This window comes from Flavobacterium sp. Sd200, assembly GCF_009826935.1.
Classification (GTDB): domain Bacteria; phylum Bacteroidota; class Bacteroidia; order Flavobacteriales; family Flavobacteriaceae; genus Flavobacterium.
The window spans coordinates 264856-280874 of record NZ_WUMN01000004.1; the positions used below are offsets into that span (position 1 = coordinate 264856).

At 39.8% G+C, this 16019-nt stretch carries 9 protein-coding genes; 4 read left to right on the plus strand and 5 right to left on the minus strand.

Annotation, left to right across the window (positions count from 1 at the left end):
• Nucleotides 1-108: 108 nt before the first annotated feature.
• Together GR160_RS13095 and sppA are read right to left on the minus strand one after the other, a co-directional pair.
• On the minus strand, nucleotides 109-2790 hold the full coding sequence (locus GR160_RS13095) for an AsmA-like C-terminal region-containing protein (protein ID WP_160750327.1): 2682 nt from the start codon (nucleotides 2788-2790) through the stop codon (nucleotides 109-111).
• A 216-nt stretch (nucleotides 2791-3006) separates the two neighbouring features.
• Nucleotides 3007-4785 carry a signal peptide peptidase SppA gene (gene sppA, locus GR160_RS13100; RefSeq protein ID WP_160750328.1) on the minus strand — a complete coding sequence of 593 codons (1779 nt, stop codon included), beginning with the start codon at nucleotides 4783-4785 and terminating at the stop codon, nucleotides 3007-3009.
• Between the two features lie 127 nt (nucleotides 4786-4912).
• Between sppA and folK the strand changes: the two genes are divergently transcribed.
• Nucleotides 4913-6043 carry a 2-amino-4-hydroxy-6-hydroxymethyldihydropteridine diphosphokinase gene (gene folK, locus GR160_RS13105; RefSeq protein WP_160750329.1) on the plus strand — a complete coding sequence of 377 codons (1131 nt, stop codon included), beginning with the start codon at nucleotides 4913-4915 and terminating at the stop codon, nucleotides 6041-6043.
• A 147-nt stretch (nucleotides 6044-6190) separates the two neighbouring features.
• Here the strand turns inward: folK and GR160_RS13110 are convergent, their stop codons facing one another.
• Nucleotides 6191-8143: a glycoside hydrolase family 97 protein gene (locus GR160_RS13110; protein WP_160750330.1), complete on the minus strand. Its 1953-nt coding sequence runs from the start codon at nucleotides 8141-8143 to the stop codon at nucleotides 6191-6193.
• A gap of 19 nt (nucleotides 8144-8162) precedes the next feature.
• Nucleotides 8163-9152: a family 43 glycosylhydrolase gene (locus GR160_RS13115; protein ID WP_160750331.1), complete on the minus strand. Its 990-nt coding sequence runs from the start codon at nucleotides 9150-9152 to the stop codon at nucleotides 8163-8165.
• A 153-nt stretch (nucleotides 9153-9305) separates the two neighbouring features.
• On the opposite strand from GR160_RS13115, the gene GR160_RS13120 reads away from it, so the two are divergent.
• The 3 genes from GR160_RS13120 (at nucleotide 9306) to GR160_RS13130 (ending at nucleotide 15053) form a co-directional block, all read left to right on the plus strand.
• Entirely contained in the window at nucleotides 9306-11435 is a 2130-nt protein-coding gene (locus GR160_RS13120; protein ID WP_160750332.1) for a S46 family peptidase, read from the plus strand.
• A 219-nt stretch (nucleotides 11436-11654) separates the two neighbouring features.
• Nucleotides 11655-11879, plus strand: a complete 225-nt coding sequence (locus GR160_RS13125) for a hypothetical protein (protein WP_160750333.1) — start codon at nucleotides 11655-11657, stop codon at nucleotides 11877-11879.
• A gap of 267 nt (nucleotides 11880-12146) precedes the next feature.
• Nucleotides 12147-15053: a T9SS type A sorting domain-containing protein gene (locus GR160_RS13130; protein ID WP_160750334.1), complete on the plus strand. Its 2907-nt coding sequence runs from the start codon at nucleotides 12147-12149 to the stop codon at nucleotides 15051-15053.
• Here GR160_RS13130 and GR160_RS13135 read toward each other — a convergent pair.
• Entirely contained in the window at nucleotides 15050-15796 is a 747-nt protein-coding gene (locus GR160_RS13135; RefSeq protein WP_160750335.1) for a LytTR family DNA-binding domain-containing protein, read from the minus strand. The genes GR160_RS13130 and GR160_RS13135 overlap by 4 nt on opposite strands.
• Between the last annotated feature and the right edge of the window lie 223 nt (nucleotides 15797-16019).

Sequence of the window (16019 nt, forward strand, 5' to 3'; positions counted from 1 at the left end):
TAAATGTTGCATTGCAACGTTTTATTTCGAATTTATAATAAAAAACAAAACACCCGTCAAAGCATTAACCTGACGGGTGTTTTTATAAACTGTGACTGCAATTATAAGCTATTCTTCTTTTTTCTTCTTTCCAAAAAGGCTTTTTAGTCCGCTTGCAGCTGCTTCTTTAATTTTTTCCTGAGCTTCCTGTTTTTTCTCAGTTTCTGTTTTAGGTGTGGCAGCCTTAGTAGTATCGGTTGGTGTGGTAGTTGTGGTGCCGGTCTTACCTTTTATAAGATTGCCTAACAGTTCTTTTCCTTTATCCTTGGCATCGGCAACATACTTGTACTTTTGCTGATTTACAAGTTGTGTAGTCAGGCTCGTAACCGATTTGGTTAAATCGGTAGTAACTTTAGGGTTTTTAAAATTACCTGCAATGTTTGCATTTACCGGAACACTTATCTTACTTCCATCTGTTTTAAGGGTGGTAAGCAGTTTGTTTACGTCGCTGCCCAGGTATTTCGCAGGAACATCAAAGGCAACATTGTAGTTCATGGTTTGGTCAAAACCATGTGTTCCCTGTACCTTAATGTCTATATCCTGATATTTAATAGTAAATGGCTGTATGTTTACCTTGCCATCGCTAAACGTTAGATTAAGCTTTTGGTTAAGGTTTATTTTAGAAGGATCAAGGAATTTTACGTTAGAAGTAAGCGCAGTAAGCACCTTAGACTGCTCTGTATGTATAATTGCATTAGCTAAAGATCCTGCAAGATCGCCCGTAAGGGTTTTCAGGTCCGGAGTCATTTCTTTACTGTCAAGATTACCTGCCACATTAATAACACTGTTAAAGTTTCCGGTAATAACCTCGGCAATCGGGGCAATACTTTTAAGCATTTCTACCTGAGTGAATGCCTGTGTAATATTCAGGCTGCTAAGCGAAAGCCCCATGTTGAATTTTGGGGTAGCTCCTTTGGTAGAAACATCTCCGTTAAACCCAATGGCACCGCCAAACACATTTGTTTTTACATTTTGAAGTGCAACTGCCTCATCTTTAATTACCATTTTGCCCGATACATTGGTCAGGTTAAGGTTATCATACACCACAGTATTAGCCTTGGCATTAATGGTACAGTCTAAGAAAGCAGGTATTTTAACAGCTTCGCTTGTAGTGGCTGTTTTTTTAGTTTCGGTGGCTTTGCCCTCTTCAGTCTTTGTAGTGGTGGTTGTTTTAACTGGCTCCGGAGCCATAAAATCGGCTACTACAAGTTTGTTGGCACTCATATTAAAGTTCCCTTTAAGGGTTTGGTCTTTAAATATAAAACCATAAAAATTATCAAGCGTACCATTAACAGCAAGGTCAGAACTGCCTGTTTTTGCATCAAATCGGCTCAGGCTCACACGGCTTGGGTTAAACTGCAGGTCGGCTTGGTTGATGGTAAAAGGGTGGGGGAAACCGTCTGCTTTATAGCTAAAACCGCTAAGGCTTATATTTCCTTTGTTCTGTATTTTTTCGTATGCCCCGGCTTCAACGGTTTTCATATCGAATTTAGCCTCGGCATCTGCTTTTAATATACCCGAAAGCGGAATGTCCAGCTTTACAGGATAGGCTTTACTAACATTGCCTAAATTTATAACACCCTTAAATTTAGCATCTACAAGCGGGTTCTCTACCACATTGCGCACATTGGCACTGGCATCGAACACATCTTTATCGATACGGAACGATAGTTTGTCAAGGTTAACATACGTATCATTTAATACACCTGTCTCGTTTATAATTTTTGTATCAATAACTATATTATCTACTGATTTTGGAAGGTCAGGATATTTAAATGATGCATTATTAGAAGCAAGCTCTAATGTAAATTTAGGGATGCTTGTTTCATTATAAACACCATTTACCTTGCCTTTTACCGTAAAATCTCCTTCGGTTTTTACATTGGCAATACTGCCGGAATAACTTTCCGGTATCAGCCCTAAAAAGTTTTTAAACGATGATGTAGGTGTGTTAAAAGTAAGGTCTATCTGCTGGCCTGACTCTAACATGGCAACACTGCCGTTAAACTCTAACGGTAGCTGATTTATAAGAGCTTTATTTTCTTTAAACGTGTAGATGCTCTTATCCATATCCATACCCAAAACAGCATCCAGCTTAAGTTTTACAGCACGCATATAGTTGGTTTTATCCATATCCATAGTAAGAGTGGCTGTGGTATGGGTGTCAAGATCGAGCTTGTTGGCAGCAAAGTTGCCTGTGCCATTATGGTTAAGGCTGTCTATAACCACTTTTATTTTAGAGGCTTCGTCGAAATATTTAAAGCGAAGGTTTTCTATTGCATAGTTTTGTACAGTAAGAGCGAAAGGTTTGCCTGGCTCTTCAGTATTTGGGGCAGGCTCGTCTTTTTTAAGAGCGATATCAAAGTTGCCAACACCGTCTTTATTAAAAAGTATGTTTACCACGCCATCTTTTGTGCTGAACGATTCAAGCTGCATGGCTTCGCCTTCGCTTTTAAACAACTCCTTAATAGACATGTTCAGGTTTATTTCGCCCATGTAAACCAAGGTGTCTCCTGCAAAAGGAGCTTTGTTTATAACGCTAAGTTTATCTATAGTAACGCTTGCCTTGGGAAAATGGCTAAACAGGCTGAGGCTAACATCTTCAAACGCCACGGTAGCATCTACCTGGTCGTTGATGGCTTTAACCACCATGCTTTTTATTTTGTCTTTAAATAAGAACGGTACCGACGCAAGTGCGATGATAAGGACAAGAAGAACGATTCCTGTCCATTTCAGGATCTTTTTAACCATAGTATTTTAATTTGTTACAAGATAATAAATTTGGCCCACATTGTTGTAAAGCTAAAGCCAACATAGCATCAAAAAGTTAGCCACGCTGTACAAAAACCGCTACAAATATCATCAATTATTAAAAATTCTAATTTAATAACCGACAAAAATTTTGCAGAAATTTTGTACAGCGTGGCTGTGCTAATTGCGGCCTGAGCCTAAATTTTTATAATGCTTCTATCTTATACTGATCTCGAAAGGCATTACAGCCTGTACTCCCTTTTGCTGGGTAACACGCCTAATGCGCTCTATCATTTGATAATTCTCTGCACCCACTTCTTCTTTAATAAACTCTTCTTTGGTTTTTGCAAACGGAAGTCCTGCAAGATTACTCAGGTATTTATCTATGTCCCTTTCAAATTCAGGGAAGTTTTTAGTACTGTAATTTGTAGTTTTACCCAGTTTTGCAGCATATTTAACTGCGTCGTCAAGTCCGCCAATTTCATCAACAAGCCCGTTTTTAAGTGCATCAGTTCCTGTCCATACACGCCCCTGGGCAATGCTGTCTACAGCGGCTGGTGTCATTTTACGGCCTTTAGCTACGCGGTTTACAAAAGTAGTGTAAACCTGTTCTACGCCCTGTTGTATTATTTGGCGCGTATCGTCTTTAAGTGGCATAAAAACACTGTATTGTCCGGAATTGTTGTGTGTGCTTACTGCCTCAGTATGTATGCCTATATTGTTAGACAGTTTTGTAAAGTTAGGCAGCATGCCAAATACCCCTATAGATCCTGTAATAGTAGTCGGTTCGGCAAATATCCTGCTTGCATTGCACGAAATATAATATCCGCCGGATGCTGCATAGTTGCCCATACTAACCACAATCGGTTTTTTCTTCTTTGCAAGTTCTATTTCCCTCCAGATAAGTTCTGAAGTAAGCGCGCTTCCGCCCGGAGAATCTACACGCAGTACTATCGATTTTACGTCCTCGTCCTCAACTGCTTCTTTAAACGCCTTGCGCAATGCGCCCTCACCAATAATGTTAAGGTCGCCTTCGCCTCCGGAAATTTCGCCCTGGGCATAAATTATTGCAACTCTGTCGGTAGCAATATCTATTGCCTGAGAGGAAGCTTTTACATAATCTAATATGTCTACTGTGTTGTAGTCTTCATCTTTTTTAACCTTAAGAGCTTTTTTAATACCGTTGTGGTATTCATCTTCATAAGCAACTTTGTCTATAAGCTTAGTCGCTTTTGCCATGTCAGGAGTGCGTGCGCCCAACCTGTTTACAATGCTGTTAAGGCTATCTAACGATATATTGCGGCTTTTTGAAATATCTGTAGATACCGTGCTCCAAACTGAGTTGAGCAGTTGAGTAATCTGCTCCCTGTTGGCTGGGCTCATTTCGTTTGCAAGGAAAGGTTCTACAGCACTTTTATATTTACCATGACGGATAACTTCCATGGTAATACCTGTTTTTTCCTGTAGGTCTTTATAGAACATTACCTCAGATGATAATCCTTTAAGCTCAAAATCGCCAACCGGATTAAGGTAAATGGTATCGGCAACAGAGTTTAAATAGTATTCTGCCTGAGTGTATGTATCGCTATAGGCAACAACAAACTTATTAGACGTTTTAAAGTCTTCAAGTTTATCTCTTAGCGCTTTGCTTTGCGCCAACCCCAACATGTTGTGCCCGTTTGTAATAGTAATGCCTTTTATGCGGTCGTCTTTTTTTGCAGCATCAATGGCGTTAAGCACATCAGTAAGGCCTTCTTTTGGCTCGTCGTTTAGCATTGCAAAATCCTTATAAACAAAGCTCCCGGCATAGTCGTTAGTTACGCCGTCAAGGTTTAGCTCTATAACAGAGTTATCTTTAACCTCTACGACATTTTTATCTTTTCCACCGCCACTAACTGCCGCTACGACACCTACTATGAGCACTAAAAAGAAAAATAAAAAACAAAACAGGAACAATCCCACTACTGTAGACAGTACATTTTTTAAAAACTGCATAATAACACAAATTTATTTTTTAAATAAGTAGCAAAAGTACACTATATGTTACACCCTAAAACAGATTGTTTTAAAATTATTAACAGTAATACCTGTAAACCCTAAATGTTTGCTTACTTTGCAACCTATGAAATTTCAAAACAGTGCCATATTATCGTTAGGAAGCAACCTTGGCAACCGCCTGCAATTGCTGCAGGAAAGTATCAATTACATAAACAGCCATATTGCTACGGTGGTAAAGGTTTCGGGCATATATGAAACTCCTGCCTGGGGTTTTGAAGGAGAACCTTTTTATAATTGCGCCATTGTGGTACATACCTGCAAAGCGGCTCAGGAACTTCTACAAGGTCTGCTCGATGCAGAAGCAGCAGGAGGGAGGGTGCGCAGTGCTACGGGCGAATACATATCGCGCACTATAGATATAGATATTATTGCTTTTAATGATGAAGTTATACACCGGGAAAACCTCATTGTTCCCCACCCACGCATGCAGGACCGCAATTTTGTACTGTTCCCACTAAGGGATGTTGCCCCGCACTGGATGCATCCGGTTTTAAAGAAAGATGTTAATCGGCTTATAGCTACCACTACCGATAATTCTGACTGTCAGTTTGTGATGAAACTGCCCGCACCGGCTGAAGTGCTGAACCCCGAAAAGTTTAACTATATAGCTATTGAAGGTAATATTGGGGCTGGAAAAACATCGTTGGCCTTAAAAATCTCAGAAGATTTTAATGCACGAATGGTACCCGAACGTTTTGCTGATAATCCATTTTTGCCATTATTTTATAACGATCAGGCGCGTTATGCCTTTTCGCTCGAAATGTCTTTTTTGGCAGACCGTTACCAGCAACTTACAGATGATCTTTCGCAGTTCGACCTTTTTAGTGATTTTATAGTAGCCGACTACCATATATTCAAATCGCTTATATTCTCTAAAGTCACACTTAGCGAAGACGAGTATCGTTTGTATCGTCGCCTGTTCGATATAATGTATAAAGAACTACCCAAGCCCGGCTTGTATATTTACCTGTACCAAAATACAGAAAGGCTTTTGCAACATATAAAAAAACGCGGGCGTGACTATGAACAGGATATTACCCCTGATTATTTGGAGAATATTAATCGCGGTTACCTTGATTTTATAAAATCAGTTACAGGTCTCAATGTCCTTGTTATAGATGTTACCAATAAAGACTTTGTTAACAAACAGGAAGATTATTTGTGGCTGCTTGGGGAAATTAGCAGGAAGTCGTAGATTCAAAAAAAATCAAATAGTAATTATTCCATTTCAAACGAAGCAGAGAAATCTCACACATTGTTTGAATATGATATTTATCCTAAAAAAAACTAGCCCCATAGAATATAATTCTACAGGGCTTGTGCAAACAATTTTTTTTGCGGATTACTTTCCAACCAAAACACTCCCGCCATGGGCAGCAAGATTAAGGGGGTAAGTATCTGAATTTAGTTTTTTAATCTCATAGGCACTCTCACTGCCTTTACCGTCTTTAATAATCTTCACCTCTTTACCTTTTAACATGGGGAGTTTGATATCTATATTAAGCGGTGTATCCTGGCCGTTTACAGCAGCTATATACCATGTGTTGTTTTTGCGTCTTGCCAGCACGCAATACTTGCCCGGGTAGCCGTCTATAAGTTTGGTTTCGTCCCAAACGGTAGGTACTTCTTTTAAAAAGTCTATAAGATAGGCAGGTTTGTTCTTAATGTCGTTTGGTGTAATACCCCAGTGTTGCAACGGCGAAAAGAACAGTACTGATGTAGCTATTTCAAAAGCGTCGGTTGTGCGCCTAAAATTCCCTTTGTTTTCTTCCCTGTTTAGCCTGTTGCTCAAAAACACAGGGCCAAAATCCATAGCAGCAACCGCGTTACGCGTAAACGGATAAATAGTAGCCGTAACAGGGTAACTGTCGCAAAATGCCTGTTCAAAAATCAAGTTTTCAGATGCTAATGCTGCTTCGCTGGTCATGTAGCTTGGGTACATTCTTTCCCAGCCCCTTGGCAGGGTGGTACCATGAAAGTTAACCGCCAGTCCAAACTCTGCTGCATCTGTAAGTATGTCTTCATACAATTGCATGGTTACCTGCTTGTCTCCGCCAAAAAAGTCAACTTTAATGCCTTTAACACCGTTTTGCTGCATCCACTGCATTTCTTTGCGGCGGGCTTCTTTGGTGTTCATGCGGTCTTTAGGAGTTTGCGGAGCGTCATTCCAATTGCCGTTACTGTTGTACCAAAGCATAACTTCAACATTTTTAGAGTGTGCATATTTAAAAAGCTCTATCATTTTGTCTGTGCCAATTTGGTTGTCCCAAAGGGCATCTATCAAAATATATTCGCAATTTGCAGCGGCTGCAACATCTATAAAAGTAATCTGGTCATTATAGTTACAGCTTTCGTCCTGCCACATGATCCAACTCCAGCTTGCTTTACCCGGTTTAAAAATATTTTTAGACTGCACCAATGGTTTAACAACATCTGTAGCTACGGTAGAGGCAATAATGGGTTCGAGTGTTTTGCCAATAGTAATGGTTTTCCATGGGCTACTGAAAGGTAAAGTAGCTGATACGGTAGTAGCCCCAACACCGTTGTTCTCGCCTTCCATAGGGAAAGCAACCTCATAGAGTCCGGCTGCGGTAGGCTCGGCAAGTCTGGTGCCTGCATATTTACCTGTGGTTCCGGTTTCCGATATAAGTACCCATCCGGTATTGTCTTTTACATGAAAAAGTGCAGGGTATGTAAAGCCTAAACCATATTGCGATTTACTGCCCACAGGCTGCTCAATTACATACTTTTCTTCATAAGACGGTTTGGTGTTTTTCCACCCGAATTTTGTTGGCGATTGCGGAGTTATAAACGCTGTACTGCCTGACGGCAATTTAAAGCCTGTAAATTCTTTATCTATAGTAAAGGTTGAGGTTTGTTTTTTTGTTTTAGGCAGCATGTAGCTAAAAGCCACATCGGTATTGCTAACCCTAAAGATAAATTTTATAGTATCTTTATTGGTGTTAATATAGCTTGCAACCAGTTCGTTGGCAGTATAATTAACCTTGCTGACCTTCGATCTGTTGAGCTCATATTTTTCGTTTATAGATTTTGTTTTTGTCCCGGCAGGTTTAAGGTTATTAGTAAAATCGCCAATAGAAGTTGTTATTCCTAACGGAGACGATTCTATAAATGCTTTGCCTTCGTGAATAACATTGTAAACTACCTGACCGTTTTTGTTTTCAAGCTTTACGGCTGTTTTTTTATCCGGACTTTTAACTTCGCTATTTTGCTGAGCGTTTAAAAAATTAGCTGCCGTTAATGCTGCAATTAATAGTATTGATCTTGTTTTCATGTAAATTCTGGCTTATATTTTATTTGAAATTTTTAACTCCTGCTGGCACTATCTCTTTAATATTGCCTGCTTTATCAAAGTTCAGGCTGTCAAGGCATAGCTGTCGAAGTACATAATCTTTCTTTTGAGGGAATATGCGGTGGTATAAAATATAATCCTGCCCTTTTTCGGTAAAAACAGTGTGGTGGCCGGGGCCGTAGGTAACACTGTCTTTTGTAGTTTGCAATATAGGGCTGTTAACGCCTTTTGTAAATGGCCCAAACGGATTGTTGCCCACGGCATAGCCAACTTTGTAGGTTGCGTCGATAGCCTTGCCCTGCGAAAACATGAGGTAGTATTTGTTGTTGCGTTTTATCATGTGTGGCCCTTCAAAATAGTCAGGTGGGGTAACATCCTGCGGAGTGCCGTCAAATGTGTGCATGTCTTTTTTAAGCTTTACCACCATGCATCTTCCGTTTTTCCAGTTGTAGCCAGATCCCCAGTACAGGTAGGCCTGTCCGTCGGTATCTATAAAACAGTCAGAATCTATATTATGCACAACAGGGAAATCATTTTTAGAAACCAGTGGTGTATTGTCGGCTTTCAGGTTTTTCCAAGGGCCAAGCGGGCTATCGGCTACACCGCCCCAAACTTCACTGCCTACAGATACATACATATAAAATTTACCGTCGGTACCTTTTACTACACATGGTGCCCATACCATGGCATCGCTGGATGTAGCTGTTTTGCACTGTGCCTTTGTGGGCCAGTTAATATGTTCTTTAGTAAAGTCTTTAAAATCTTTGGTTGTAAGAACGGCAAGTTCTTCGCCACCCCAAGGGTCTATGGTTGCATATATATAATAGATATCGTTGTGCTTAACAATAGTGGGGTCGGCATAGTAGCCATCTATAATAGGATTGGTAATGCCGACATCATTACTGCCGGTCGAAGTACTTTGTTTAGAGCTACAGGCCAGGGCAAGTGCGGCAAGCACTGTTGTGGCTGTTAGCTTAATGCGTTGTTTCATTTTAATAAGGTAAGGTTATAAAAATTCAAATATATTGAATTAAGGCGGATTTTAAATGTGAAAAATACATTTAATAACGTTTTCGTAAGAGGAGGGGATTGCCTGACCTTAAAAAAATAAATTGCTATCTTGCGGCCACTAACATGTATTACTATGAAATTATTGCGCTTACTTTTTCTTTTTGTAGCATTACCGGCACTGGCACAACAGGGCGGTATGTGGATACCTTCTTTGCTTAAAGGTATGAACGAAAAAGAAATGAAACACCTGGGCATGAAAATGAGCGTTCAGGATATTTATGATGTAAACCACAGCAGCCTAAAAGATGCCGTGCCTCATTTTAATGGTGGGTGTACAAGTGAGGTTATATCGTCTCAGGGGCTTTTGCTTACTAACCACCATTGCGGTTATGGCGAGATACAAAGCCACAGTACGGTAGAACATGATTATCTTACCAACGGCTTTTGGGCTATTAGCCAGGCGGAAGAATTGCCTAACGAAGACCTCGAGGTTACTTTTATTGTTAAAATAGAAGATGTTACCACTAAAGTTTTAGAAGGCACTCAGGCATTAGACGAAAAAGCCCGTGTACAAAAAATACAGCAAAATATTAGCAGCCTAACTAAAACGCTGCCTAAAGAGAGCTGGCAGGAAAACAGCATCCGTACGTTTTATGAAGGCAATCAATATATGCTTTTTGTTACCGAAACCTTTAAGGATGTAAGGTTGGTAGGTGCACCGCCATCATCTATAGGTAAGTTTGGCAGCGATACCGATAACTGGGTGTGGCCAAGGCATACAGGCGATTTTTCTATATTCAGGATCTATGCCGATAAAAGCAACCGCCCGGCAGCCTATAGTAAAGACAACGTTCCGTACAAACCAAAACACTTTTTCCCGGTATCGTTAAAGGGTATTAAGGAAGATGATTTTACACTTGTGTTTGGTTATCCCGGCCGTACCACCGAATATTTGCCTGCTACAGCAGTAGAGCAAACGGTTAGTGTGCTGAACCCCGCAAAAATAGAGGTGAGAGATGCTGCCCTTAAAGTTATGGACGGCTTTATGCGCAAAGACAACGCTATAAAAATACAGTATGCAGCCAAATATGCCAGCATTGCCAACTACTGGAAAAAGTGGATAGGGGAGACACAGGGACTTAAAAAAACAAATGCCGTTGCCGTTAAAAAAAATCAGGAAAAAGAGTTTACCGCCCGTGCTCAAAAGGCAAGTAAACAGGCGCAATACGGTAATTTGTTAGCCGACTTTGAAACTAACTACAAAGCAATAGAACACTATTCGCTGGCAAGGGATTATTTTACAGAGGTTGCCCTGCGCAACACTGAGCTGTTAACCATTGGTTACAAGCTATATCAATTAGAGCAGGTGTATAAAAACAAAGGTGCGCAGGCATTTAACGACCGTAAGGCAAACCTGATTGCATCTTTTGAAAGTACCTATAAAGACTATAATAAAAACGTAGACGAAAAAATATTTGAGCAGCTTATAGCATTATACGGAACGAAAGTTCCGCAACAGTTTGTGCCAAAAGAGCTTGCAGGTGTTGATTATGCAAAGCTTACCAAAGAGGTGTACACATCGTCTAAACTTACAGGTTTTGCCAGTGTAAAAGAACTAATGGCTGGCGATGCAGACAAAGCAATTACTGCACTTAATGCAGATAAAGGTTATCAGGTTATTAAAGCTATGGCTGATGCTTATTTTGAAAAAGTGGCTCCAAAATATGAAGAGCTTAGCCTTAAAATAGCTGCGCTGCAGCGTACCTATGTGCAAGCGTTGTTAGAACTTAGTCCTGCTGAGGCGCGTTTGTTCCCCGATGCTAACAGCACACTTAGGGTAACCTATGGAAAAGTAAAAGGGTATGAGCCGCGCGACGCTACTTACTACGAACCCGTAACCTATCTTGATGGGGTAATGGAAAAATATGTGCCGGGCGATTATGAGTTCGATGTTCCTGAAAAATTAATAGATCTTTATAATAAGAAAGACTATGGTCAGTATGGCGAGAATGGTAAAATGCCTGTGTGCTTTATAGGTACAAACCATACTACAGGAGGTAACAGCGGAAGCCCTGCTATAGATGCCAAAGGCAACCTTATTGGCTTAAACTTTGACCGTGTGTGGGAGGGAACCATGAGCGATATTTATTATGACCCTTCTATTTGCCGAAACATAATGGTAGACATGCGCTATGTGTTGTTTATAATAGACAAATATGCGGGGGCTACACATTTGGTAAACGAAATGAAACTTGTTAAGTAAGCCAGATTTTGCCTTACATTTTACTGTTTGGCAACCTATTACATTATCAACAGATGTAATGGGTTGTTAAGGATTATGTTAAAATGTAAAACTAAAGTTGTAAAATTCTGAATTTCAGGCGCAAAAGTTTTGAGTATTTTTTATTGATAATTATTTTGCGGTATTAAAAAATTTATATCTTTGCTGCGAATTAATAATTAACCTTTATAATTTAGTAAGATGAAAAAAGTTGTTTTAACCCTTGCCCTTGTAGCTACAATGAGTGTTTCTTTCGTTTCTTGTAAAGAAACTGCTAAAGAAGAAACTACTGAAACTGTAGATTCTACAACAGTAACTGAAACTCCAGTTGAAGAAACTCCAGCTCCTGCTGCTGATACAACTGCTGTTGATACTACAAAAACTGAAACTACTACTACAACTGAAACTACAGCTCCTGCTCACTAATCAGTTGATATGTAAAAGTATTAAGAAAAGCTCCGCATTGCGGAGCTTTTTTTATGCTCTTCATTTTTTGGACCATTATTACAAATATTACTTGATTAAGATGTAATTGCCTTAAAGTACTGTAAACAATAAATGCTTCTTTTAGAAGAAGAACAATCTTACAAAATGGGTAGGGAGAATGTTTGTTTAACTGTTGTATGATAAGTTAAAAGTTTTACTTTTAACCTGTTAAAAACATGCAATTGAAACCAACCAACACCTTACCGCATGAAAATAAAATTACTTGTATTGTGCCTGTTCCTGAGCACTACATATAGCTACGCACAAAAAGAATTTTGGGGTACAAAAACCGGGTACAGATCTTTTTCACCTAATTATCCTTCTGATTTTGGCGCTATCATTAAAACTAATTTTGATGGAACCAACCCTGTTGTAATGCATGCCTTCGATTCTATTAACGGCAGCTACCCGCAGGGGAGGTTGTTGTACACTGCTAACGATAAAATGTATGGTATTGCCTACAGTGGTGGGCATAACATTCCTAACAGTAGCCGCGCTGATGGCGATGGTGCATTGTACGAATATGATCTTATTACTAACCGTTACAGAGTACTGACTTTTTTTGGTATTGATAACCTTAATAATGTGGCGTGGCCCATTGGCGGTGTAATTGCCGATGCATCGGGTAATTTGTATGGCAATACACGGAGTGCTACCTATAAACACAATATAAACAGCGGCAGTACAAGTTTTGTGTCGAGGCCACCCAATTTTACAAGCCAGTTGCTTACCATTCAAAACGAAATGAAAGGCAACCTCACCTTGGCGTCTGATGGTTTTTTATATGGTACAACGGCTTATTATTCGGCGTGCCCGCATGGAGCTCCTTATTTAGGTTCTATAATAAGGATCAATCCTGCTACCAACGCTTTTAGTTATATCTATCCTTTTGATTGTACTAACGGCCCCGGCAAATTTGCTGGCGGTAATCTTATAGAGGCGGTTCCCGGCAAGCTGTATGGCACTACTTATTTTGGTGGGGCACACATTGGCCCGGAAGGTGTGGCACCAGCCGGAAGCGGTATTTTGTTTGAGTATGATATTGCTACTAATGTAATGACCAAAAAGTTTGATTTTAACTATGCAACCACAGGCACAGGTCCGGGTCCATTAGTTGCCGGAGATAACAATAAGCTTTATGGTTTGCTTGAGGGGCATGGGACAAACCCTGATGATCCGTCGCAAGAGATAATGGGCTCTTTGTATGAATATGATATTACGACAAATACAGTAACCGTACTGCATTATTTTGAAGATACCCATTTTGCAGGAGATATTGGAGCCTTACCAATAGGTACTTTAACAAGAGGTTCTGACGGAAATTTTTATGGATTAACTCAGGTCGCAATATTTAAATTTGATCCTCGAACCAATACGGTAACCCGTTTGGCAGGGACAGAGGTAGATAACGACCTGCTCGAAGTGTGTCGCAAACCTGTTTACAGGCATTATGAACCACAAACGCATACTCTTTGTTCTGGCACTCCATTTGCATTTGACGTGCATAATGATAATGCGACTACTTATGTGTGGAAAAAGGGTACTACAGTAGTTGCCTCCCAAACAACTGGTATTTTGCATTTTGACAGTATAACATTAGCAGACAGTGGGGTCTACACCTGCGAGATGACTAATGAATGCGGAACGACCATTACCCCTGCAATTACGTTGACGGTAAATCAGTCTACTTCATCTACCATTACATCAAGCATACCTTCAACAGCAGATGTTATTATGCTTTGCCCGGACACTAGTGTTGTTTTATCCGGCAACAATAATGGCACATGGAGTACAGGAGAAACCTCACCAACCATAGTAGTTACTGAAGCCGGAGATTATCAAATCACTAATACCAATAGTTGTGGTAATACCTACAGCAATATAGTTACGGTACAAATGTATGAGTTGCCGTCATTAATTCTTAAAGATAATGAAATTGAAGGGCTGCCTCCCGGTATTTTTACAAGTGGTTTGTGTTTGGGCGCACCTATTACTTTTTATGGAAATTATGATGGAGGTGTGTGGCAGGACGGCTCAACAGGCACAACTTTTACTACAAACATAGCGTTTAATACCGACTATTATTTTACTGTTGAGCATCCTTGTGGGACTTATACTTCTAATGTAATACGCTTTACCGAGGCAGATATGTGGGAGGCCAACATTGTTCCGGCTATTACGGTTTTTGGAGAGCCGTCTATTTGTGCGGGCGGTGGAGGTGCTGTTGCCATAAGCACTAACAGGCCGCAAAATAGTCGTAACTACTGGACATTATATAAAGACGGAGCTTTCTACCTGACCTTAGACAACTTTAACAGCTCATTTATTTATCTTGACGAAGTAGGTACTTATACTTTAGAGCGTTCTTCTTTTTGTTTTAATTTTCTTATGTCAGACCCTATTGTTGTTACCCAGGCAGAAGGTGTGCCGGATATGCCGGTTGTAACTGCCAATAATACAGGTACATTGTGCGAAGGCGATAGCGTTACTTTAACCAGCAGTGCCGAAATGGGCAACGTTTGGAGTAATGGGGAGACCACACAGTCAATTACTGTTTCTCAGACAGGTGTATATAATGTTACGGTTACTAACGGCTGTGGATCTGCTATGTCAGCCTATACAAATATTAATTTCTTTCAGGCTCCCGATACAACAGTAAGTGTTGAAGATAATGCAACAAGACTGGTAAGCAATGAAGCAATTGCCGCTGCCTATCAATGGCTGGAATGTACAGATGCTGCTATACCGCCCGTTCCTGTTGAAGGGGCTATATGGCGTGAGTTTATACCCACACACGATGGGCTTTATGCTGTTAGGGTTACCAGCCCGTTTGGATGTGTTGCCACTTCAGAGTGTTACGGAACGGGCACCATGAGTACAGATGGCCTGACTAAAAATAACATAGTATTGTATCCAAATCCGGTGAAAGACAAGGTTACCCTGCAAACAGCTGCCGTTGTGCAGAGCATTATGGTTGTAAATATGCTGGGACAAACCGTTGTATCTGCAAAGAATACAAAAGAGGTTGATACTTCTCAATTATCTGCCGGGCAGTACATACTTATTGCTAAAACCGATGGCGGAATATGGAGAGGTAAGTTTATAAAGAACTAAAGTGAATTAAGCATTGTTAAAAACTCTTCCTTTTTACGGGTTGCCAGCGGTATATGGGTTTTGTCTTTCATTACAATTGTGCCGCTGTCGCTCTTAATAAAATGGTCAAAATATGCCATGTTGATGAGATGCGATTGGTGCGATCTGAAAAAACCCATAGGTACAAGCATCGACTCATATTCCTTTAATGTAGTAGACGCCAAAAGACTTTGCCCATCATTTAAATAAAAAGTAGTATAGTTTTTATCAGATTCGCAACGCACAATGTCCTGTATGTTTACCGAGTATACCCTTTCAGCCGTTTTTAAAACCAGTTTCTGTAAATTTTTAGGACGTTCTAAATTAGAAAAAAGTGTGTTGAATTTAATTTCCAGTATCTCTTTATTTAATGTTTCTTCGGCTTTTTTAACTGCTTCTACAAGTTCTTCAGGGTCAAGAGGTTTTAGTAGGTAATCTATTGCGCTAAATCGAAATGCTTTAATGGCAAACTCCTGGTGTCCGGTTATAAAGATCACTTTAAAGTTAATAGGGGCAAGCTGTTGCAGGATGTCAAATCCGGTACCGTCGTTCATTTCCACGTCGAGGAAAACCAGGTCGGGTAAAAACTTTTTTATGGAGTCAACACCTGTCGCAACACTATTTGCCTGATCGATAATGGCAATGTTTGGGCAAAATTTATGTATTACGGCTATATTTTTTTGTCTAACTACATCTATATCGTCTACTATTATTGCTCTCAGCATTTGGGTATTGGTCATTAAAGGAATAAAATTGTAAATAAATTCTCAATAAACTATATAATAGTATTATGTGGTTTTAAAGATTATTTATTTTTAAAGTCCTAAAATTAAGATAAATTTTAAAACCAATGTATCACTTTAACACCTTAAGGCTTATAAAATCTTTCAATTTAATTTAAAAGTGGGCAGGAATATTAAAAATAAAAACCATTCAGAGGCTGAATGG